This is a genomic window from Mesorhizobium sp. AR07, assembly GCF_024746815.1.
Classification (GTDB): Bacteria; Pseudomonadota; Alphaproteobacteria; order Rhizobiales; family Rhizobiaceae; genus Mesorhizobium.
On record NZ_CP080525.1, the window covers coordinates 4,072,429 to 4,092,514 of the forward strand.

The 20,086-nt window shown below is 64.5% G+C and carries 19 protein-coding genes; 10 read left to right on the top strand and 9 right to left on the bottom strand.

Annotated features, from left to right (window positions below):
- Positions 1 to 246 precede the first annotated feature (246 nt).
- From BPNPMPFG_RS20745 to BPNPMPFG_RS20760, 4 genes are all read right to left on the bottom strand, one after another.
- Positions 247 to 1,278, bottom strand: a complete 1,032-nt coding sequence (locus BPNPMPFG_RS20745; RefSeq protein ID WP_258590542.1) for a BMP family protein — start codon at positions 1,276 to 1,278, stop codon at positions 247 to 249.
- 254 nt (positions 1,279 to 1,532) lie between these two features.
- A complete protein-coding gene (pcaF, locus tag BPNPMPFG_RS20750; protein WP_258596835.1) occupies positions 1,533 to 2,738 on the bottom strand; it encodes a 3-oxoadipyl-CoA thiolase in 1,206 nt (401 codons plus the stop codon).
- Position 2,739: 1 nt separating this feature from the next.
- Complete coding sequence (locus tag BPNPMPFG_RS20755; protein WP_258590543.1) at positions 2,740 to 3,537, bottom strand: CoA-transferase subunit beta; 798 nt, start codon at positions 3,535 to 3,537, stop codon at positions 2,740 to 2,742.
- Positions 3,534 to 4,391 carry a CoA transferase subunit A gene (locus BPNPMPFG_RS20760; protein ID WP_258590544.1) on the bottom strand — a complete coding sequence of 286 codons (858 nt, stop codon included), beginning with the start codon at positions 4,389 to 4,391 and terminating at the stop codon, positions 3,534 to 3,536. The genes BPNPMPFG_RS20755 and BPNPMPFG_RS20760 overlap by 4 nt, the downstream gene beginning before the upstream one ends.
- A 120-nt stretch (positions 4,392 to 4,511) precedes the next feature.
- On the opposite strand from BPNPMPFG_RS20760, the gene BPNPMPFG_RS20765 reads away from it, so the two are divergent.
- Positions 4,512 to 5,282 carry an IclR family transcriptional regulator domain-containing protein gene (locus tag BPNPMPFG_RS20765; protein ID WP_258590545.1) on the top strand — a complete coding sequence of 257 codons (771 nt, stop codon included), beginning with the start codon at positions 4,512 to 4,514 and terminating at the stop codon, positions 5,280 to 5,282.
- Between the two features lie 246 nt (positions 5,283 to 5,528).
- On the opposite strand, the gene BPNPMPFG_RS20770 is transcribed toward BPNPMPFG_RS20765, so the two are convergent.
- From BPNPMPFG_RS20770 to BPNPMPFG_RS20785, 4 genes are read right to left on the bottom strand one after another with little or no spacing between them, the layout of a single operon-like run.
- The gene (locus BPNPMPFG_RS20770; protein ID WP_413776792.1) at positions 5,529 to 6,818 is read right to left on the bottom strand and encodes an NAD(P)/FAD-dependent oxidoreductase; all 1,290 of its coding nucleotides are present in this window, start codon (positions 6,816 to 6,818) and stop codon (positions 5,529 to 5,531) included.
- Positions 6,818 to 8,197, bottom strand: coding sequence for a glutamine synthetase family protein (locus tag BPNPMPFG_RS20775; RefSeq protein WP_319946001.1), 1,380 nt, complete (start codon positions 8,195 to 8,197; stop codon positions 6,818 to 6,820). The genes BPNPMPFG_RS20770 and BPNPMPFG_RS20775 overlap by 1 nt, the downstream gene beginning before the upstream one ends.
- A 5-nt stretch (positions 8,198 to 8,202) precedes the next feature.
- Complete coding sequence (locus BPNPMPFG_RS20780; RefSeq protein ID WP_258590547.1) at positions 8,203 to 9,486, bottom strand: nucleotide disphospho-sugar-binding domain-containing protein; 1,284 nt, start codon at positions 9,484 to 9,486, stop codon at positions 8,203 to 8,205.
- A gap of 10 nt (positions 9,487 to 9,496) precedes the next feature.
- The gene (locus BPNPMPFG_RS20785) at positions 9,497 to 10,435 is read right to left on the bottom strand and encodes a GntR family transcriptional regulator (protein WP_258590548.1); all 939 of its coding nucleotides are present in this window, start codon (positions 10,433 to 10,435) and stop codon (positions 9,497 to 9,499) included.
- Between the two features lie 229 nt (positions 10,436 to 10,664).
- Between BPNPMPFG_RS20785 and BPNPMPFG_RS20790 the strand changes: the two genes are divergently transcribed.
- The 9 genes from BPNPMPFG_RS20790 to BPNPMPFG_RS20830 all read left to right on the top strand — a co-directional run bounded on the left by BPNPMPFG_RS20790 (position 10,665) and on the right by BPNPMPFG_RS20830 (position 19,300).
- Entirely contained in the window at positions 10,665 to 11,732 is a 1,068-nt protein-coding gene (locus BPNPMPFG_RS20790) for a polyamine ABC transporter substrate-binding protein (RefSeq protein WP_258590549.1), read from the top strand.
- 319 nt (positions 11,733 to 12,051) lie between these two features.
- Complete coding sequence (locus BPNPMPFG_RS20795; protein ID WP_258596839.1) at positions 12,052 to 12,894, top strand: ABC transporter permease; 843 nt, start codon at positions 12,052 to 12,054, stop codon at positions 12,892 to 12,894.
- A 423-nt stretch (positions 12,895 to 13,317) separates the two neighbouring features.
- Entirely contained in the window at positions 13,318 to 14,109 is a 792-nt protein-coding gene (locus BPNPMPFG_RS20800; RefSeq protein WP_258590550.1) for an ABC transporter permease, read from the top strand.
- Positions 14,106 to 15,179 (top strand): ABC transporter ATP-binding protein, encoded by a 1,074-nt coding sequence (locus BPNPMPFG_RS20805; protein ID WP_258590551.1) that lies wholly within the window; start codon positions 14,106 to 14,108, stop codon positions 15,177 to 15,179. Before BPNPMPFG_RS20800 ends, BPNPMPFG_RS20805 begins: the two co-directional genes overlap by 4 nt.
- 12 nt (positions 15,180 to 15,191) lie before the next feature.
- On the top strand, positions 15,192 to 16,466 hold the full coding sequence (locus BPNPMPFG_RS20810; RefSeq protein WP_258590552.1) for a glycosyltransferase: 1,275 nt from the start codon (positions 15,192 to 15,194) through the stop codon (positions 16,464 to 16,466).
- A 226-nt stretch (positions 16,467 to 16,692) separates the two neighbouring features.
- The gene (locus BPNPMPFG_RS20815; protein ID WP_258590553.1) at positions 16,693 to 17,043 is read left to right on the top strand and encodes a cupin domain-containing protein; all 351 of its coding nucleotides are present in this window, start codon (positions 16,693 to 16,695) and stop codon (positions 17,041 to 17,043) included.
- An 18-nt stretch (positions 17,044 to 17,061) separates the two neighbouring features.
- Entirely contained in the window at positions 17,062 to 17,403 is a 342-nt protein-coding gene (locus BPNPMPFG_RS20820; protein WP_258590554.1) for a cupin domain-containing protein, read from the top strand.
- Positions 17,404 to 17,426: 23 nt separating this feature from the next.
- A complete protein-coding gene (locus BPNPMPFG_RS20825; protein WP_258590555.1) occupies positions 17,427 to 17,771 on the top strand; it encodes a cupin domain-containing protein in 345 nt (114 codons plus the stop codon).
- Positions 17,772 to 17,791: 20 nt separating this feature from the next.
- Positions 17,792 to 19,300 carry an aldehyde dehydrogenase family protein gene (locus BPNPMPFG_RS20830; protein ID WP_258590556.1) on the top strand — a complete coding sequence of 503 codons (1,509 nt, stop codon included), beginning with the start codon at positions 17,792 to 17,794 and terminating at the stop codon, positions 19,298 to 19,300.
- 19 nt (positions 19,301 to 19,319) lie between these two features.
- Here BPNPMPFG_RS20830 and BPNPMPFG_RS20835 read toward each other — a convergent pair whose 3' ends face one another.
- Positions 19,320 to 20,081, bottom strand: coding sequence for an SDR family NAD(P)-dependent oxidoreductase (locus tag BPNPMPFG_RS20835; RefSeq protein ID WP_258590557.1), 762 nt, complete (start codon positions 20,079 to 20,081; stop codon positions 19,320 to 19,322).
- Positions 20,082 to 20,086: the final 5 nt, after the last annotated feature.

The window sequence follows — 20,086 nt, forward strand, 5'->3', positions numbered from 1 at the left end:
GATGCTCCTGATCGGGATTGGCTTTACGATTCGGCTTTGACCGATAGGGATGCGCTGCACCCCCCTCTGGCCTGCCGGCCATCTCCCCCTCAAGGGGGGAGATTAGCCTTCACTTATGTCGGTACTTTTCCTGCCAGCTTAGAGATTTTCGACGGTAGAGATGACAGCCAATCTCCCTCCTTGAGGGGGAGATGTCCGGCAGGACAGAGGGGGGTGTTCAAGCACCAGCCCCCCAAAAACAAGTTATCAATCCGAAACCGGCGTGTTCTCGTCGACGTCGACGCGGAAATTGCCTTCGAGGATTTCGGCCTTCTTCTTCTCGACCAGATCCTTGACGTCGGCGGGCAGCGTCTTGTCGAACTTGTGGTAGGGCGCGAGATGCGAGCCGCCCTTGGCCATGCGCGAAAAATCGCCATAGTCCTGCGCGGTGAAGACGCCGGCCTTGACCAGCTTGATCGCCTGCTCGACCGTCGGATACATGTCCCAGACCGGGCCGGTGATGACCGTGTCGGGGCCGAGGCTCGACTGGTCGGACATGTTGGAGATGGCGAAGATCTTCTTGTCCACCGCCGCTTCGATGACGCCGAAACGCTCGGCGTAGATGACGTCGACACCGGCGTCGATCTGCGCGACGGCCGCTTCCTTCGCCTTGGGCGGATCGAAGAACGAACCGATGAAGGCGACCTTCTTCTTGATGTTGGGATTGACCTCCTTGGCGCCGGCGAAGAAGGCGTTGACCAGCCGGTTCACTTCCGGAATGCCCATCGCCGCGACGGCGCCGACCGTGCCCGACTTCGACATCTTGCCTGCGATCATGCCGGAGAGATAGGCCGGCTCGTGGATCCAGTTGTCGAAGACGCCGAAATTGGGTTCCGCCGGTCCGGCGCCGGAGCCGAACAGGAAGGCTGTCTCCGGAAACTGCTTGGCGGTGCGGCGCGATTCACGCTCGGCGGCGAAGGCATCGCCCAGCACGAGCTGGTAGCCGCCTTGCGCATATTCGCGCATGACGCGGCTGAAATCGGCGGTCTGCACCTTTTCCGACCATTTGTATTCGATGCCGAGTTCCTTCTCGGCCTTCTGCAGAGCGACATGGATCTGGTTGTCCCATGGCTCCTCGATCGGCGTGGCGAAGATCGCCGCCACCTTCAGCTTCTTGTCCTTGGCCAGGGCGGCACCCGGCAGCATCGCCGCAGCCAGGCCAAGCGCGCCCAGCTCCAGCACATTGCGTCGCGAAAGCCCTTCGTACGTTGAACGGGATTTGTTCTTCCGGCTATCCATTACATGCCCCTCTGTTTGACAGCCGTGTCGAGCCGGCTGTTCCAAAAATCAGCCTACAGCGCCGCGCGTCCCTCGGACGCGCAAAGGACGCTGTAGCATCTTAGTTCTGCGCATGATCCTTTCCGAAAATCGATCTCGATTTTCGGGGGTCATGCACTGGGAACTATGGAACGGGTCCGGACTTTTGTCCACATGGTCAAATTTGATCAGCCGCCTGATCCACCACGATCTTGCCGGCCAGGAGAGGCTGCCGGTCAGGCCCGTTCGAGCGCGAGCGCGATGCCCTGGCCGACGCCGATGCACATGGTGGCCAGCGCGTAGCGGCCGCCGCGTTCGCGAAGCTCCAGCGCCGCCGTGCCGGAAATGCGGGCGCCCGACATGCCGAGCGGATGACCAAGCGCGATGGCGCCGCCATTCGGGTTGACATGCTCCGCATCCTCGGCAATGCCGAGCTGGCGCAGCACGGCGATGCCTTGCGAGGCAAAGGCTTCGTTGAGCTCGATGACATCGAACTGTTTGGGTGTGAGGCCGAGCCGCGCGCACAGTTTCTGCGTCGCCGGCGCCGGGCCGATGCCCATGATGCGCGGCGCCACACCGGCGGCAGCACCACCAAGGATACGGGCGATCGGCGTCAGGCCGTATGTCTTCACCGCCGCCTCCGAGGCAACGATCAGTGCTGCCGCCCCGTCATTGACGCCGGAGGCATTGCCGGCCGTCACCGTGCCGCCTTGCCGGAACGGCGTCGGCAATTTGGCCAGCGCCTCGACTGTGGTGCCGGCGCGGGGATGCTCGTCCTTTGAGACGACAACCGCATCGCCCTTGCGCTGCGGAATGGTCACTGGGGTGATTTCCCTGGCCAGCCGGCCATTGGCTTGCGCGGCGACAGCCTTGTCCTGGCTGCGCACGGCAAAGGCATCCTGGTCGGCGCGCGACACCGAAAAATCCTCGGCAACGTTCTCGCCGGTTTCCGGCATCGAATCGACGCCATACTGCTTCTTCATCAGCGGGTTGACGAAACGCCAGCCGATGGTGGTGTCGTAAATCTCGGCATTGCGCGAAAACGCCGTGTCGGCCTTGGGCATGACGAAGGGCGCGCGGCTCATCGATTCGACGCCGCCGGCGATCATCAGCTCCGCTTCCCCTGCCTTGATGGCGCGCGCGGCGATGGTCAGCGCATCCATGCCCGAGCCGCACAGGCGATTGACGGTCGAGCCCGGAATCTCCGTGGGCAGGCCGGCCAGCAGCAGCGCCATGCGCGCCACATTGCGGTTGTCCTCGCCGGCCTGGTTGGCGCAGCCATAGACGACATCGTCAACCGCTTGCCAGTCGACGCCGGGGTTGCGCTCGACCAGCGCCCTCAGGGGTATCGCGCCGAGATCATCGGCACGCACCGAGGACAGCGAACCGCCGAAACGGCCGATCGGCGTGCGGATGTAGTCGCAGATATAGGCCTCGGCCATGTCATGCAGCCTTTGCTTTTCCGGTTCCCTCATGCGCCGCCTTGGTGCGGGCCTGCAGGTCGCGCAATGTCGTCAGTTCGAGTTCGCTTGGCGCCGGTGTTTCGTCAAGCGCCTCCGCGAACTTTACCACCCAGCCACAGGTCTCCTGCACCTGCTGGCGCGTGACGCCGGGATGCAAGGACACGACCGTGAATTCCTTGCTCACCGGATCCGGCTTCCAGATGGCGAGGTCGGTGATCAGCAGCGTCGGCCCAGCCGTATCGATGCCAAGCCGCTGGCGATGGTCGCCACCCTCGCCATGGCCGAAGGAGGTGAAGAAGTCGATCTTCTCGACCATGCCGCGCTTGGTCTGCGCCATGGTGATGTAGATCTCCTTCGACGATGCCGCGATCTCCGGCGCGCCGCCGCCGCCGGGCAACCTTGTTTTGGGATGAAAATAATCGCCGATGACCGTGGTGTTGATGTTGCCGAACTTGTCGAGCTGCGCCGCGCCGAGGAAGCCGATCGAGATTCGGCCGCCCTGCAGCCAGTAGCGGAACATCTCCGGCACCGCAACGGTGGTGACGGCGGTTTCGCACAATTCGCCATCGCCGATCGACAGCGGCAGCACATCAGGTGCGGTGCCGATCGTGCCGCTCTCATAGATCAAGGTAATATCGGGCGCATGCGTCAGCCGTGCGACGTTGCAGGCGGCCGACGGCGCGCCGATGCCGACGAAGCAGACATCGTTGTTCCGCAGCGCGCGGCTGGCGGCGATCGTCATCATCTCGTTGGGGATGAAGCCCAGATCGTCGCTCATGCCGCTTCCCTCAGATGTTCGACACGGGCCGCGAAATCGCCGGCACTCTTTTCAAGGACGTTCGCCTGCATCCAAGCCTGGAATTTTCCGCGGTCGGCTGCGATCTCGTCCCATTCCAGATAGGCCGCATTGTCACGCGCATAATAGCCATGCGCGTAGGACGGATGCGATCCGCCGGGCACGACCGATATCGCCGCGATCGTCCAGCGCGGCAGCACGGTCAGGTTGGGGTGCAGATCGTCGAAATTGTCGACCACCTCCTCCACCGTCACCACCGCTCGGCGAGCCGCCAGCACCGCTTCCTTCTGGATGCCGATGATGCCCTCGACCAGTACATTGCCTTTGCGGTCCGCCTTCTGCGCATGGATGAAGGTGACATCAGGCCGGATCGAGGGAACGGCCGCCAGCACCTCGCCGGTGAACGGGCAAGTGACCGACTTGATGTTCGGATTGACAGCCGCCAGCCCGGCGCCACGATAGCCGCGAAACACCGCGCAAGGCAGGCCGGCAGCGCCCGCCTCGTAGGCATTGGCCATGCCGGCATGGCTGTGTTCCTCGATCTCGATCGAGCGCGGAAAGCCGTTTTCGATCGCATCGCGAGCACGTCGCAACAGCCCGACGCCAGGATTGCCGACATAGGAGAAGACGATCTTCTTCGCCATGCCCATGCCGATCATCTGGTCGTAGATCAGGTCCGGCGTCATGCGGATCAGGGTCAGGTCGCGAAACCCCTGGCGGATCGCCTCATGCGCCGCCGCCGTCGGGATCAGATGGGTAAAACCCTCGAAGGCGACGGCGTCGCCATTGTTCAGGTTCTCCGCAACAGCCTGTCTGAGCGGCAGGAACTTGACCATCGCATCGGCTCCAGGTTCAAAAAGTTCGTATTGCGAACATTTGTTCTGTATGTGATACTTCTTATGCTGAATGAAGGCGTTGAGTCAATCCTGGCGACGATGCCGCTGCACGGAGATGAGATGGACGAAGAGGCCGCTTCCCGTGATCATGTCGGCTCGCTCGAGCGCGGCCTTGCCGTGATGGAGATCCTGGCCCGGCATCCCTCGGGCATGACGCTGACCGAAATGGCGGAGGAAGCGGGACTGACCCGCGCCGGTGCCCGCCGCTTCCTGCTGACGCTGACCGCCACCGGCTACGCCACCCAGGCCGGCCGCGTGTTCTCGCTCTCGCCGCGCCTGCTGACTGTCACCCGCACTTGGCTCGGCGGCGCCTCGCTGTGGAGCTTCGCCGCCCCCATCATGCGCGAGGTCGCGGCGCGGTTGAACGAGGCCTGCTCGGCGGCGATCCTGTCGGGCGAGGATGTCGTCTACGTCGCCCGTATTCCCGGCCGTCGCATCCTCAGCGTGTCGCTCGACATCGGCACCAGGCTGCCGGCCCATTGCACCTCGATGGGGCGTATCCTGCTTGCCGGCCTGACACCCCGGGAATTGGACGCATTTCTCGGCCAGGCAACGATCGAGAGGCGATCACCGAAGACGATCACCGACAAGCGTTTGCTGGCCGATGCCATCGGCAAGGCGAAGGCGGACGGCTTTGCCATCGTCGACGAGGAACTGGAACTCGGCCTGCGCTCGATCGCCGTGCCGATCCGCGACAAAGCGGACCGCACCGTCGCGGCCATCAACGTCTCGACCCAATCCGCCCGCTTCACCGTCGCCGAGATGGAACGGGAAATCCTGCCGGCGCTGCTCGAGGCCAAGCGGCGCATCGAGGATTTCTTTGTGGTGTAGAGGGCCTCGTCGAACTTTCCCAACGTCGGCGGGACAGCGCCCCCCTCTGCCCTACCGGGCATCTCCCCCTCAAGGGGGGAGATCGGCTGTCACCTCGACTGTCGCCAATTTTCGGCACTGTAAGAAAAGGCGGCGAGACCGAAGCTGCCGATCTCCCCCCTTGAGTACCCACAAGGGGGAGATGTCCGGCAGGACAGAGGGGGGCGTGAAGGATCGCCAGCGCTTCGTCGCCGCGCTGAAGCTCCCTCAATGCTTGATGCGGTCGCGCATCGCGTACCACAGCATGCCGAGCACATAGAGCGGGCCGCGCAGCGCCGTGCCGCCGGGGAAGGGCATGGGCGTGAGTGTCGAGAACAGGTCGAGCCGCGCACTGTCGCCGGTGATCGCTTCGGCCAGCAGCTTGCCCGACAGCGTCGACAGGATGACGCCCTTGCCGGAATAGCCATGCGCGAAATAGACCTCGCCATAGTGCCCGACATGCGGCAGCCGCGACGTCGTCACCGACACCAGCCCGCCCCAGGCATGATCGATGCGGCAGCCCTGAAGTTGCGGAAAGGTCTTTTCCATGTGCGGCCGCACGAAGCCGGCAATGTCGGCCGGCGGCGACGGCGTGTAGCGCTCGCCGCCGCCGAACAGCAGGCGCCCATCCGCCGACATCCGGTAATAGTTGACGACGAAGCGGGTGTCGGACACCGCGACATTGGCTGGGATGACATTGCGCTTGCCCTCCAGCGGCTCGGTGGCAACGATGTAGTTGCCGACCGGCATGATGCGGCTGTTGACGCGCGGCTCGAGCCCATGGAGCAGCGCGTCGCCCGCCAGCACGACATGTTTTGCGCGGACCGACCCCTTGGCCGTCGAGACCCGGATGAAAGGTTCGCGCTCCAGCCGCATGGCCACCGAATTCTCGTGGATGGTGACGCCGGCAGCTGTCGCGGCGCGGGCAAGGCCGAGCGTGTAGTTGAGCGGATGCATGTGGCCGCCAAGCGGCTCGTACATCGCGCCGTGATAGGCGGTGTCGACCTTGCCGCGCGCGTCCGCCGCCGACAGGATTTCGGCGTGCGGGAACTTCATCACAGTCGCCAGGCACTCGGCCTCTTCCTCGAGGTCTCTGAGATCGGAGCCGTTGACCGCGCCGACCAGATGACCGGTCAGCCTGAGGTCGCAGTCAATGGCGTGGCGCTCGATGATGTCGAGCACCAGCCCGCGCGCCTCGAAGGCGAGATCGAACAGCGCCTTTGCCCGCTCGGGCCCGTAGAGCTTGAGCAGGCCCTTGGCGCCCTTGCGCAGGCCGGGGATTATCTGGCCGCCATTGCGGCCCGATGCGCCCCAGCCGATCTTGCCGCCTTCGAGCAGCACCACCTTCAACCCACGCTCGGCGGCGTGAAGGGCGGCGGACAGGCCGGTGCAGCCGCCGCCGACCACAACCAGGTCGGCGTCGACATCGCCCTGCAAAGCAGGATGGTCCGGCGACGGATTTGCCGTCGCGACATAGTAGGATTTGCCGATATCCAAACCGGAATTGAAGGCCATCATCACACCTTCAGCAACAAATGGTCGCGTTCCCAGCTCGTCACCACGCCCTGGAACAGGTCGAGTTCGACGCTCTTGACGCGCAGATAGGTCTGGAAGAAGTCCTCGCCGAGCAGCGCCCGCACCGGATCGCAAGCGGTGAAACGATCCAGCGCCTCCTCCATGGTTCTCGGCAGCGTGCTCTTGATCCTGTAGGCATTGCCGGACGCCTCGGCCGACCGCGCCAGCTTCTGTTCGACGCCGAGATAGCCTGCCAGAAGCGAGCCGGCGATCGCCAGATAGGGATTGGAATCAGCGCCGGGCAAGCGGTTCTCGACCCGCCGCGCGGCGCGGCCGCCGGCCGGCACGCGCAGGCCGCAGGAGCGGTTGTCGTGCGACCATTCGATGTTGGCCGGCGCGCTGTGGTTCGGCCGGATGCGGCGGAACGAGTTTACGTTGGGCGCAAACAGCGGCATGATCTCGGGGACATATTTCTGCAGCCCGCCGATGAAATGGCCGAACATCTCGGTGTCGGCATCATCGCTGCCGGCAAACAGCGTCTTGCCGGCCTCGTCGACGACCGACATGTGCAGATGCATCGAGCTTCCGGCCTGTGCCGCGATCGGCTTGGCCATGAAGGTGGCGTGCATGCCGCTCTGCTGCGCGGCCTGGCGCGTCAACCGCTTGAACAGCAGCACCTTGTCGGCCAGCGGCAGCGCATCGCCATGCAGGAAATTGATCTCCAGCTGCGCCGTGCCCGATTCATGGATCAGCGTGTCGAGTGGCAGCCCGGACGCCGCCGCATAATCATAGATGCGGCGGATCACCGGCTCGAATTCCTCGAGTGCGGCCATGTCATAGGGATGCTGCACAGTTTCAGTGCGGCCATTGCCGCCGACCGGTGCGGTCAGCGGCCGGTCGGGATCGGGATTGGGTGCGGTCAGATAGAATTCGAGCTCCGGCGCCACCACCGCCCGCCAGCCGCGCTGGCGGTAGAGATCGAGCACCGCCCGCAAGACATGGCGCGGCGAGGCCATCCATGGCCGGCCGTCCATGTGGTATGCATCGGCGAAGACATAGGCCTTGCCCGCGCCGGCGCCGGGCGCCAGGCAGAGCGTCGAAACATCCGGCACCATGCGCATGTCCGGGTCCGCATAGGCAAAACCCTCGTCGATCGAGCCGGTATAGCGGCCGTCGATGCTGACCAGGAAAGCGCTGCTCGGCAGATAGAGCGCGCGGTCTTCCAGCGCCTTGAGGAACTTGGCCGCCGGCAAGGCCTTGCCGCGCAGCACGCCGTTCATGTCGGGCACCAGGCACTCGACCTCGTTGATGCCGTGCTGCGCCAGCCAGGCCCTGGGATCGCTGTTGTCGAGGAGCGGAGTGTTCGTGTTCTTGTCAGTCATTTCGTTCATGTCCGTATCAGAGAAAGTATGGCTTGCGCGGCCACGTCCGTTCCAGGCGTCAGCGCCATTTGGGCTGCATTGTCCCTGAGGCGGGCGTGCATGGCGTCATCGGCCAGCAGGCCGAGAATGGCTCTCTCCAATACTCCTTCGGTCCAGGCGTCGCGGCCGATATGGTTGCCGACGCCGGTCTCCTCGGCGCGTCGTGCATTGTCATGTCCGTCCCAGCAATAGGGCATGATCAGCGACGGCACGCCGAAGCGCAGCGCTTCGCAAAAGCTGTTGTTGCCGCCGTGGTGGATGAACAGGTCGGACTTCGCCACCACCGAGGGCTGCGGAAACCAGGCATCGAGATAGACATTGTCCGGCACCGCGCGATAGGCGTCGCGCAAGCCGCCGGCATTGACGATGAACCGCGCCGGCAGCCTGTCGAACACGGAGAGCATGCGCTCGATCAGCCCGACATCCATGGCGCCGAGACTGCCGAAGCTGAGATAGACCAGCGGTCCGTCATTGCGCGGGAACACCGGCACCTCGAACGGCCCTTCCGAACGCACGCAGCCTTCGAGATAGACGAAGCGGGCCGGGTCGAGCGGCTCGGCGCGCTCGCGGCGCACGATCGTCGGCGTCAGCAGCAAATTGAGGTCGGGCGAGGTCTCGAGGAACAGGCCTTTCGGCAGCGGCGCCAGGCCGGCATCCACCCGGAAGCGGTTGAAGCGGTCATGCGCCGGAGCCGAGGCCCTGACATAGCGGGCCTCGAACGCCGCGCGTTGCGGGTCGTCAGTGCCAAGCCCCGACAAATAGGGCGGCACTTGCGCGTCCGGAAGCTCGGTCTCGGCGCAGGAGACGACGCGCACCCACGGACAGCCGGCGGCAGCCACGGCCGGAAACATGATGACATTGTCGAGCACCACCGCATCCGGCTTCAACCGCGCCAGCAATTGGCGCAGCGGCGCCTCGGCATTGACGGCGGTGTCGACGATGGCTTGCCAGGTCGGCGCGACATAGGTTTCAAGCTGGTCGATCGGGCTCAGCCTGAAATGCGGCAAGTGGCGGCGCACGAAGGCCTGCCAGTAGCTCTGCCGCTCGCTGTCGGTCAGCGGCTCGTCGGTCGGCAGCTGGTATTCCTGAAAACCATAGTCGGCAAAGACGCCGGAAAAGCCGGCATGGCAGATGAAGACGGGCCGGGCGCCTTTCGCGCGCAACGCCTGCGCGATGCCGACGCAATTCAACGCCGCGCCGAAACTCGCTTCGGGAAACAGCGCGATGGTCGGGCTGGCTTTACGCGTCAATTAATCCTCGTCATTCCGGCCGGCTGATCATGCCGAACAGGGCGGGGGCCCCGCGACTGGCCGCCTGCGGTCGCTGGCTGCGGGAGAGTCGCAAGTGAACGCGAAGCAGATCGGCCGCCACCTCATACTGCCGGCTTTCAAGATGGTCGAGTATAACAAGGTGTTCGCGCAGCGATTGCTTCAGCCGGAAGACGTTGACGCCGGCATAGATGCCGGGCAGCCGGCGCAGCCTGAGGTGATCGGCCAGTGCATCGGCAATGAAGCGGTTGGCGCAACCCTCGGCCAGCATGCCGTGGAAATCGATGTCGATCCGCTGGAACTCGCGCGTGTCGAAGGCGGCGTCCGGCAGCGCCGACAGCGCTTCCATGCTCTGGCGCAAGGTCGCGGCGCGCGCGCCGTCTAGCCGGAAGCCAGACGTCAGGATGGCGGCGGGCTCGAGCAGCAGGCGATACTCATAGCTTTCACCTTGCGCCTCAGGGTCGTCAGGCGCGCGGCGGAACAGCCAGGATTGCCCCGGCGCGCGGTCCAGCAGATTCTCTTCCGTCAGTTTGTTAAGCGCTTTTAGTACCGTCTTACGATCAGCACTGTACCGCCGCATCAGTCCCGCGGCGGTCACCGTCTGGTCCAGCCGTCGCGCCGACCGGTCGCGCAGGATCGCTTCGGCCAGTTCATCCTCCTCGGTTACGGGCAGTTCCGTGGCAACGGTCGCCTGCGCGGTGAGGTCGATGGCCAGGTGATAGCCCGATGCCGCCTCCCAGCGCACGACGCCCTGTTCCGCGAGCAGGCTGAGCGCCGCCCGCACCGGCGTGCGTGAAACATTGCACAGCGAGGCGATCTGCTGCTCGGGCAGGCGCGCGCCGGGCTCGAAGCCGCGCTGCCGCGCCACATCCAGGATGCGCTGCGCCAGGTCGAGGTGGTTGGTGCGAGGTCGTCGGGCTGCGGCTTGCATGACCAATCTCGTGAGCGGACGTGACCGCATTGATTTGACCGATCGCCAGCGCGGACGCAATCGGCCAGATTCCTCGGTCGTTTGGCAAATTATGGATTGACGTACTTTTTTCCGCAATAGTACTGTCAGGACAATCGGCAACAAAAGACCGAGGGAACAGGATCGGGGCGGCGGCATGGGTCGCGGCCGGCGAATGAATTCGACGATCAACCAGAATGGGAACCCTGTCATGACCGCCACGACCTTCCTGCGGCACCGCTGCCTGAAGATGCCGTCAATCGCACTCGGCCTGGCTTTGGCGCTGGCCGCACCGGCGGCCGCCGCCGACCTCGTCATTTCCAACTGGGACGGCTACATGGCGCCCGACGCCATGGCCGCCTTCAAGACCGCGACCGGCGTTTCCGGCGAAGTGGTGGTGCACGCCACCAATGAAGAGATCATGGGCAAGCTGATCGCCGCCGGCGGCAAGGGCTATGACGTGGTCTTCGTCTCCTCGCCCTTCGCCGAAGTGCTGAGCAAGCTCGGCCTGACCGAGCCGATCGACCATGCCAAGATCCCCAATCTCGCCAACCTCTACCCGGAAGCGACCAAGCTGCCGCACGATGTCGGCAACACTTTCTCCGTGCCCTACACCTGGGGCACGACAGGCCTCTGCTACCGCTCCGACCTGATGAAGGCGGCACCGACGAGCTGGAGCGATCTGCTCAGTCCCTCCGATGACCTGAAGGGCAAGACCACCATGCTGGCGACCGATCGCTGGCTGCTGGCCGCCGGCCAGCTCGACAAGGGTTTTTCGGTCAACGAGACCGACCCGGCCAAGATGGCCGAGGTTAAGGACCTGCTGATCTCGGCCAAGAAAACCCTGCTCGCCTATGACGACACCACTTTCTATTCGAAGCTGGTTTCCGGCGAGGCGCTGATGGTGCAGGCATGGGACGGCTGGTGCAATTACGGCATCGCCGAAAAGCCCGAGATCAAATACGTCATCCCGCGGGAAGGCTCGGACCTGTGGGTCGACACGATGGTGGTGATGAAGGCTTCCGCCAGCAAGGACGCCGCCTTCCAGTTCATCAACTTCATGCTCGACGCCAAGAACCATGCCTGGGCGGCGCAGAACATCGACTACAAGGTGCCGAACAAGCCGGCCATGGACAGCCTGCCGGCCGATTTCCTGGCCAAATTCCCCAACATGGCGATGCCGGTGGCAGACCTCGTCAAGTTCGAGCAACTGCGCGACGTCGGCGACGCCCAGCGCGACTATTCGAAGATCGTCAGCGAAATCAAGGCGGCGCAGTAAGCGGCAGTTCCGGAATCTTGGAATCAAGCTTGCGTTCCGTCGCGCCCCCCTCTGGCCTGCCGGCCATCTCCCCCTCAAGGGAGGAGATTGGACGTTGCACCGCGTTCGCCAATCTCCAACGCTCGAGGGCGAGCGGGACATTGGAACTGCCGATCTCCCCCCTTGAGGGGGGCGAGGAGTGGTCCGCGCAGCGGACGGGAAGCCAATTGCTTGGCTTTCCGAACGAAGAGCGCCCGGAGCGAAAGCGAAGGGCCGGGTCCGGCAGGCCAGAGGGGGGTGCGACGTGACGCTTCCCACGCCCTCCCGCTCCTCCTTGCTAATGGCCCCGGCGCTGGTCTGGCTCGCGGCCTTGATGGTGGTGCCATGCGCGCTGGTGCTGGCGCTCGCCTTCTTCCGGCGCGGCATCTATGGCGGCATAGAATACACCTTCACGCTGGAGAATTTCGGGCTGGTGTTCGACCCGCTCTATGCCGGCATCTTCCTCAATTCGGCGCGCATCGCCGGCACGGCAACGCTGATCGCGGTGGTGATCGGCTATGCCGCCGCCTATGCGATCGCAGCCGCGCCCCGCCGGCTGCAGCCGGTGTTCCTGTTCTTCGCCGTGCTGCCGTTCTGGTCCAACTACCTGATCCGCACCTATGCCTGGATCGTGCTGCTCAACCGCGAGGGCCTGATCACCCAGCTCTTGCGCTGGTTCGGTTACACCGGCGAGCCGCCGTCGATGCTCTATACCGAAGGCGCGGTCATCGCCGGCCTGGTCTACAACTATCTGCCCTTCGTCATCCTCGCCTGCTACGCGCCGCTGTCGCGGCTCAACCCGGAACTCGCCGAAGCCTCGCGCGACCTCGGCGCGTCGGCCATCACCACCTTTCGCCGTGTCATCCTGCCGCTGACCGTGCCCGGCATCGCCGCCGGCGCGGTCTTCGTCTTCGTGCTGTCGATCGGCAATTTCGTCACCCCGGCACTGCTTGGCGGCGGCCGCTTCCAGATGATCGGCAATCTCGTCTACGACCAATTCCTGACCGCCAATGACTGGCCTTTCGGCGCAGCGCTCGCCATGGCACTGATCGCCATCATGCTGCTGGTGCTGATGGCGCAAGCGCTCGCCGCCGACCGCGCCTCGGGCCGTGCGGCTCAATCAAGGGGTGACGCGAATGGCTGAGGGCGGCGCGATCCTTCCCTTCTCCCCGTTTACGGGGAGAAGGTGCCCCGAAGGGGCGGATAAGGGGCGGTGCCAGCTTCTGCAATGTTTGGCGCTGCCCCTCATCTGCCTGCCGGCATCTTCTCCCCGTTTACTGCAGGGCAATCGCATATGGATTCTTGCGAAGAAGGACCCCCACCCTAACCCTCCCCACAAGGGGGAGGGAATGCTGCCGCGCGCCTTTGTCCACCATACTTGGCGTCGAACTTCGGCAGTTTGCCGAGATCAGCGCCTACGCGAGTCTCCCTCCCCCTTGTGGGGAGGGGTTAGGGGTGGGGGTATTCGTAGGGCGACAACCTCGGCCTCACACATGCGATCGCAGCGCCGTGAACGGGGAGAAAGACGCTGTTCGCCCGCCTTGCCCCAAATTGTCGGAGGGCAGTCATGACTCCGTCACCTGCCCGCACTTTCGGTATGCGGACGATCCTCGTCCTCGTCTTCGCCTTTCTCTACATCCCGATCGCCGTGCTGGTGGCGCTGTCCTTCAACGAAGGCGGCCTGCCGACGGCATGGTCGGGCTTTTCGCTGAAATGGTATGTCTCGCTGGCCGGCAATTCCGCCATCCTCTCCGCTGGGCTGAACACGCTGATCGTGGCGCTGGTCTCGACGGCCATCGCCACGCTGCTCGGCACGCTGCTGGCGATCGGCATCGAGATGCGCCGGCAGTATGGCAAGGGCCTCGAAGCGCTGATCTTCGCGCCGATGATCATTCCCGACATCGTGCTGGCGATCGCGCTGCTGTCGTTCTTCTCCATGCTCAACCTGACGATGGGGCTGCACACCATCATCCTCGCCCATGTCGTCTTCAACCTCGCCTTCGTCTGTTCGGTGGTGCGTGCCAGGCTGAAGAGCTTCGACTGGTCGATCGTCGAGGCTTCCACCGATCTGGGCGCCTCCGCGCTCACCACCTTCCGGCGGGTGACATTGCCGGTCATTCTGCCGGCGGTCATCGCCGGCGCGCTGCTTGCCTTCACGCTGTCGGTCGACGAGTTCATCATCGCCTTCTTCACATCAGGCGCCGGCCGCGCCTCGACCACGCTGCCGATGCAGATCTATGCGATGATCCGCTTCGGCATCACGCCGGAGATCAATGCCCTGGCAACCATCGTCATGGCGGTCTCGATCACCGCGCTGACCCTGTCGCAGCGGCTCAATCGTGGGATCATCGGCCAATGAGCGAACCGCGCACGCTGCTGGCCATCGATCATGTGTCGAAGAATTTTGGCCGCGTCACCGCGGTCGACGGCATCTCTCTCGACATCAGGGAGAATGAGTTTTTCGCTCTGCTCGGGCCCTCCGGCTGCGGCAAGACCACGCTGCTGCGCATGCTGGCCGGCTTCGAGACGCCAAGCGACGGCCGCATCCTGCTCGACGGCCACGACATCGCCAGGACGCCGCCCAACAAGCGGCCGGTCAATTTGATGTTCCAGTCCTACGCACTGTTTCCGCATATGAGCGTCCGGGCCAACGTGTCCTATGGTCTTGAAATGGAGCGTTTGCCGGCTCGTGAAATCCGCTCCCGCGTCGACGCCATCCTGGCGACAACCGAACTCGTTCCCTTCGCCGACCGCAAGCCGGAGCAATTGTCGGGCGGCCAGAAGCAGCGCGTCGCGCTCGCCCGGGCGCTGGTCAAGCGGCCCCGGCTGCTCCTGCTCGACGAGCCGCTCGGCGCGCTCGACAAGAAATTGCGCGGCGCCATGCAGCTGGAGCTGAAGCGCCTGCAGCACGAAGTCGGCATCACCTTCGTCATCGTTACCCACGATCAGGAAGAATCGCTTGTGATGGCCGACCGCATGGCGGTGCTCAAGGACGGCAGGCTGCTGCAATGCGACACGCCGCATGCGATCTATGAGCATCCAGCCGACCGTTTCGTCGCCGACTTCATCGGCGTGATGAATTTTGTCCCCGGCAAGGCCACCGCCGATGGCGTGCTCGCGGCCAATGGCACGCGGATCGCCGGCAAGGTTCCCGCCACGCTGACATCAGGCACATCGGCGGTGGCCTCGGTGCGGCCTGAGCGCATCCGGCTGTTCCCGTCGCAAGAGACGGCCAATCGGACCACCGGCACGATCGAGGCATTGGCCTATCAGGGGCTCGACCTGCAGCTGCATGTCCGCACGCCCCTGTCGCCCAAACCGTTCCTGGTGCGTGTCACCGCCGATGCCGCCGACCGGCGGCCGGTCTCGACAGGCGACCAGGTCGAACTCGGCTGGGACGCCGCCGATGTCAGAATTTTCGCAGAGTGAAGGAGAAGCCTGATGGCGCAGAAGACGATCGCGTTTTTTCCCGAAGCCGCCTACGGCCCGGCACTCAATTCCGTCGGCATCGCCCAGGCGGTCGAGTCGCGCGGCCACAGAGCGGTGTTCCTCTCCGATCCCGGCTTCGTCGATGTCTACAAGGGCTATGGCTTCGAGGCGCATCCGGTGAACCTCTCCGAACCGATGCCGCCCGAGCAGATGGCGAAATTCTGGGAGGATTTCATCAACGGCCACATCCCGAACTTCCGCAAATCGCCCTACGATCAGGTCGACAACTATGTGAAGGACTGCTGGACGGCGATCGTCGACAGCGCCAAATGGGCGCAGAAGGATCTGCCGCGCGTTCTCGCTGCCATCAAGCCGGACGTGATCTGCGTCGACAACGTCATCCTGTTTCCGGCGATCAAGCAGTTCGGCAAGCCGTGGGTGCGCGTCATCTCCTGCTCGGAAAACGAGATCGAGGACGAGGATATCCCGCCGCATCTCTCCGGCTGCGGCGAGAACGACCATGCCGGCCACCAGCGCTACCGCGACCATTTCAACGCAGTGATCGAGCCGATCCATGACGACTTCAACGCCTTCCTCACCGCCAACAAGGAGGCGCCCTATCCGGTCGGCCAGTTCTTCGAGGCCTCGCCGCATCTCAACCTGCTGCTCTATCCCGAGGCGGCAAAGTTCAAGCGCCGCCATCCCCTCGATCCGGCAAAGTTCCAGTATCTCGAAGGCTGCGTGCGCCAGGAAAAGCCCTACACGGTGCCGACTTTCGCTGAGAATAATGACGGCCCGCTGCTCTATGTTTCCTTCGGCAGCCTGGGCGCCGGCGATGTCGATCTCCTGAAGCGCATCATCGCGACATTGGGCAAGACCCGCTACCGGGCGCTGGTCAATGTCGGCGGCTACAAGGACCAGTACACGGACGTGCCCGCCAACGTCATCATCGAGAGCTGGTTCCCGCAGCCTTCGGTCATCCCGCAGGTCGATGCTGTCATCCACCATGGCGGCAACAACTCGTTCACCGAGTGCCTCTATTTCGGCAAGCCGGCCATCATCATGCCCTATGTCTGGGACGGCCACGACAACGCCACCCGCGTCGAGGAAACCGGCCACGGCTTCGGCATGCCACGTTACGACTGGAGCGATGCCGAGCTGGTGGCGAAGATCGAGGCCTGCCTGACTGAGCCGAAGATGAAGGCGAAGCTGGGCAAGACATCGGCGCAGATGCAGGGGCAGAACGGGCCGGAGAAGGCGGCTGGGTTGCTGGAGGCGCTGCTGTGAATGAAATGATCGAAATGCCGAGCCAAGGCACCCCCCTCTGGCCTGCCGGCCATCTCCCCCTCAAGGGGGGAGATTGGCAGCTTTGGCTTCGGCGCTCCTTCTTCAGCGCTGAAAATTGGCGAAAGCAGTCGCGAAATCTAATCTCCCCCCTTGAGGGGGAGATGGCCGGCAGGCCAGAGGGGGGCGCCGTAGAGCGCAGCCTCGACACGTGCAGAGGAGCCTCCGCATGACCTCCTCCGCACCACATCTCCACCAGGCCTCGACCCGCACCGACCTCGTCGACTGGGGCGCCCAGCCGGATGCGCTGGACGGCGCCTCGCATTCCACCGGCAGGCTGGTGCACAAGGGGCCGAACAACCAGCCGGAATCCGGCATCTGGGTCTGCACGCCCGGGCGCTGGCGCCTGGCGATCCCGCGTGACGAGTTGTGCCATTTCGTCACCGGCCGCGCGACCTACCGGTCGGATGTCGGCGAAGTGATAGAAGTCTCTGCCGGGACCGTGGTGATGTTCCCGGCCGGCTGGGCCGGCGAATGCACCGTGCATGAGACGATGCGCAACGTCTACATGCTGGCCTGACCCACGGAGTTTGAAGACATGCCGACACCGCACTGGCCGAACGCCTCGACCGTGAACTTGGAGGATTGGGGCGCGGGCAGCAACACGCTTGCCGGCGCGCCGCATGCATCCGGCAAGATCCTGTCGCAGAACCCCGATGGATCGAGCGAATGCGGACTCTGGTCGTGCACATCGGGCACGCGAAAAGTCACCTTCCAGGCCGACGAGTTCTGCCATTTCCTGGCGGGGCGCGGCAGCTATGTCCATGAGAACGGCGAGCAGACTCCGGTCGAGGCCAGCACGCTGGTGTTCTTCCCTGCCGGCTGGACCGGCATCTCCATCATCACCGAAACGCTGACCAAGGCCTTCATGTGCCGGTGAGCACCCATTCCGAGGAAATCGATATGACCACGCCGATCATGAAATCCCCGCTCAGCATCACCGACCTCGTCGACTGGGGCGTCATCCCGACGATGATCGAGGGGCAATCCCGCACCTCGGGCAAGCTGCTGCACAAGGGGCCGGAAGGCCGCTCGGAATGCGGCCTGTGGGTTTGCACGCCAGGCAAATGGCACTGCCACGTAACCCGCGACGAGTTCTGCCACTTCCTCGAAGGACGCTGCACCTATGTGCATGAATCCGGCGAAGTCATCGAAATCGAGCCGGACACGGCGGCCTTTTTTCCGCAGGACTGGAAAGGCGTCTGCACCGTCCATGAGACGATCAAGAAGGTCTACATGATCCGCTGAGCGGATCTGAGAGGATGTCCATGCATTTCTCCCCTGACCGGCCGGCGTTCTTCGTCAATCCGGACTACCGGCCGATGGCCGGCGCGACGAAACCGGTGATCGATCCGGCGACGCTGGAAACGGTCGGCGCGATCGCCGCAGCAAGTGACAGTGAGATCGGCGCCGTGCTGACCGCCGCCACCAAGGCGCAGGCCGGCTGGAAAAAGCTCGACGCCAAGAGCCGGGCAAAACATCTGCATGCGGTCGCCAACGCCATAGAGGCGGCCGACTTCACGCGCTGCGCCGAGCTGATGGTGCGCGAGATGGGCAAGCCCTATCCGGAAGCCATCGGCGAGATCGCCAATTGCGCGCCGATCTTCCGCTACTACGCCGAGATGGCGCGCGACGATGCCGGCAAGATCGCCGGCACGACACAGGCCGGTTCGTTCCAATATGCGCGCTACGAGCCCTATGGCGTGTCGGTGCACATCATGCCTTACAACTTTCCGATCCTGCTGATGTGCTGGACTGTCGCCGCCTCGCTTGCCGCCGGCAATGCCTGCATCATCAAGCCGGCCGAGGCGACGACGCTGTCGACATCAGACTACATGACCGTGTTCCGCTCCTTGCCGGAAGGGCTGGTCTCGTGCCTGCCCGGTGGGGCGGCCACAGCGCAAGCGCTGATCGCCTCGAAGCGCACCCATGCCGTCGCCTTCACCGGCTCGGTCGCCGCCGGCAAGGCGGTGGCGGTGGCCTGCGCCGAACGCATGAAGCCGTGCGTCATCGAGGCCGGCGGCAGCGATCCGCTGATCATCAGCGAACACGCCCCGCTCGACATCGCCGCAGCCGGCAGCGTCACCGCTGCGTTCCATCTCACCGGCCAGGTCTGCACCTCGGCCGAGCGCTTCTTTGTCGTCGACGCCGTGTATGACCGCTTCGTCGAACTGTTTGCGCAAAGGACGCGCGCGATGCGCATCGGCAACGGGCTCGATAAGACCGAGATCGGCCCGCTGGTCAGCGAAGGCGCACGGGCCAAGGTCATGCGCCTGGTGGACGATGCCATCGCGCACGGCGCCAGAGCCGTCACCGGCGGGCGCATTCCACCGGCGCACACCATCGGCTGGTTCTATGAACCGACGATCCTCACCGGCGTCACGCCTGACATGGCCATCGTGCGCGAAGAGTGCTTTGGCCCGGTCGCCGCGATCTGCCGCGTCAAGGATTTCGACGAGGCGATCCGGCTTGCCAATGACAGCCCGTTCGGGCTCGGCGCCTCGGTGTTCACCACCGACCTCGCCGAAGCGCATGAGGCGGCCGAGAGGCTCGAGGCCGGCATGGTCTGGGTCAACAATCCGTTGATCGACAATGACGCCCTGCCCTTCGGCGGCTGGAAGGCTTCGGGCCTCGGCCGCGAGCTTGGACGTCAGGGGCTGGACGCCTTCCGCCGCTCGAAGATGGTCATCATCGACCACAAACCGGCGATCCAGGAATGGTGGTATCCCTACCCCGACAGCTGGTTCCGCGAAACCGGCGGCCGCAAGCATGTCTGAAGCACAGAGACGACTCGCCTCAACCGATGCTTTCGCCGCCGTCGATCACCAACGCCTGGCCGGTCATGAAGGATGAGCGGTCGGAAACCAGGAACAGGATTGCCTCGGCGATCTCTTCGGCGCTGGCCCAGCGCCCCATCGGGATCTTGGTGCGGACATAGTTTTCGATCGCCTCGCGGCCGCCCATCTGGGCGATGAACGGTTCGTTGAATGGCGTGTCGACCCAGCCCGGGCAGAGCGCGTTGACGCGGACATTGTGCCGGGCATAGTCGAGCGACATCTGCCGCGTCATCGCCACGACGGCATGTTTGGAGGTGGCATAGGCGATCATCTCGCGGTCGTAGAACACGCCCGAATTGGAGGCGGTGTTGAGGATGACGCCGCCGCCCTGTGCAACCATCGACGGCATGACCAGCCTGGCCGCCAGGAACTGCGCCCGCACATTGACCCGCCAAGAGGCATCCATGCCACCGACTTCGACTTCGGTCAGCGTGCCGCCGACCTGGATGCCGGCGTGATTGTGCAGGATGTCGATACGCCCGTGCCTGTCGAGCGTGCCGGCAATGAGTTGCTCGACCGCCGCGTCATCCGCGACATCGGTGGCGATCGCCTCGGCCTGCCCGCCCGCCGCGCGGATGTTGCATGCCGTTGTCTCGCCGCTGGCCTGGTCCCTGTCGGCGATGACGACCACCGCGCCTTCCCTGGCCATGATCATGGCGCCGGCGCGGCCGATGCCGGAGCCGGCGCCCGTCACCACGGCGATGCGGTCTTGGAGGATCATGATTA

Bases quoted from the DNA above. Each gene is read 5' to 3' on its own strand.
- BPNPMPFG_RS20830 (WP_258590556.1), top strand. From the start codon at position 17,792: ATGCATTTCTCCCCTGACCGGCCGGCGTTCTTCGTCAATCCGGACTAC.
- BPNPMPFG_RS20790 (WP_258590549.1), top strand. From the start codon at position 10,665: ATGACCGCCACGACCTTCCTGCGGCACCGCTGCCTGAAGATGCCGTCA.
- BPNPMPFG_RS20745 (WP_258590542.1), bottom strand. From the start codon at position 1,278: ATGGATAGCCGGAAGAACAAATCCCGTTCAACGTACGAAGGGCTTTCG.
- BPNPMPFG_RS20775 (WP_319946001.1), bottom strand. From the start codon at position 8,197: ATGACTGACAAGAACACGAACACTCCGCTCCTCGACAACAGCGATCCC.
- pcaF (WP_258596835.1), bottom strand. From the start codon at position 2,738: ATGGCCGAGGCCTATATCTGCGACTACATCCGCACGCCGATCGGCCGT.
- BPNPMPFG_RS20815 (WP_258590553.1), top strand. From the start codon at position 16,693: ATGACCTCCTCCGCACCACATCTCCACCAGGCCTCGACCCGCACCGAC.
- BPNPMPFG_RS20835 (WP_258590557.1), bottom strand. From the start codon at position 20,081: ATGATCCTCCAAGACCGCATCGCCGTGGTGACGGGCGCCGGCTCCGGC.
- BPNPMPFG_RS20820 (WP_258590554.1), top strand. From the start codon at position 17,062: ATGCCGACACCGCACTGGCCGAACGCCTCGACCGTGAACTTGGAGGAT.
- BPNPMPFG_RS20805 (WP_258590551.1), top strand. From the start codon at position 14,106: ATGAGCGAACCGCGCACGCTGCTGGCCATCGATCATGTGTCGAAGAAT.
- BPNPMPFG_RS20825 (WP_258590555.1), top strand. From the start codon at position 17,427: ATGACCACGCCGATCATGAAATCCCCGCTCAGCATCACCGACCTCGTC.
- BPNPMPFG_RS20760 (WP_258590544.1), bottom strand. From the start codon at position 4,391: ATGGTCAAGTTCCTGCCGCTCAGACAGGCTGTTGCGGAGAACCTGAAC.
- BPNPMPFG_RS20755 (WP_258590543.1), bottom strand. From the start codon at position 3,537: ATGAGCGACGATCTGGGCTTCATCCCCAACGAGATGATGACGATCGCC.
- BPNPMPFG_RS20785 (WP_258590548.1), bottom strand. From the start codon at position 10,435: ATGCAAGCCGCAGCCCGACGACCTCGCACCAACCACCTCGACCTGGCG.
- BPNPMPFG_RS20770 (WP_413776792.1), bottom strand. From the start codon at position 6,818: ATGATGGCCTTCAATTCCGGTTTGGATATCGGCAAATCCTACTATGTC.
- BPNPMPFG_RS20800 (WP_258590550.1), top strand. From the start codon at position 13,318: ATGACTCCGTCACCTGCCCGCACTTTCGGTATGCGGACGATCCTCGTC.
- BPNPMPFG_RS20765 (WP_258590545.1), top strand. From the start codon at position 4,512: ATGGACGAAGAGGCCGCTTCCCGTGATCATGTCGGCTCGCTCGAGCGC.
- BPNPMPFG_RS20810 (WP_258590552.1), top strand. From the start codon at position 15,192: ATGGCGCAGAAGACGATCGCGTTTTTTCCCGAAGCCGCCTACGGCCCG.
- BPNPMPFG_RS20795 (WP_258596839.1), top strand. From the start codon at position 12,052: ATGGCCCCGGCGCTGGTCTGGCTCGCGGCCTTGATGGTGGTGCCATGC.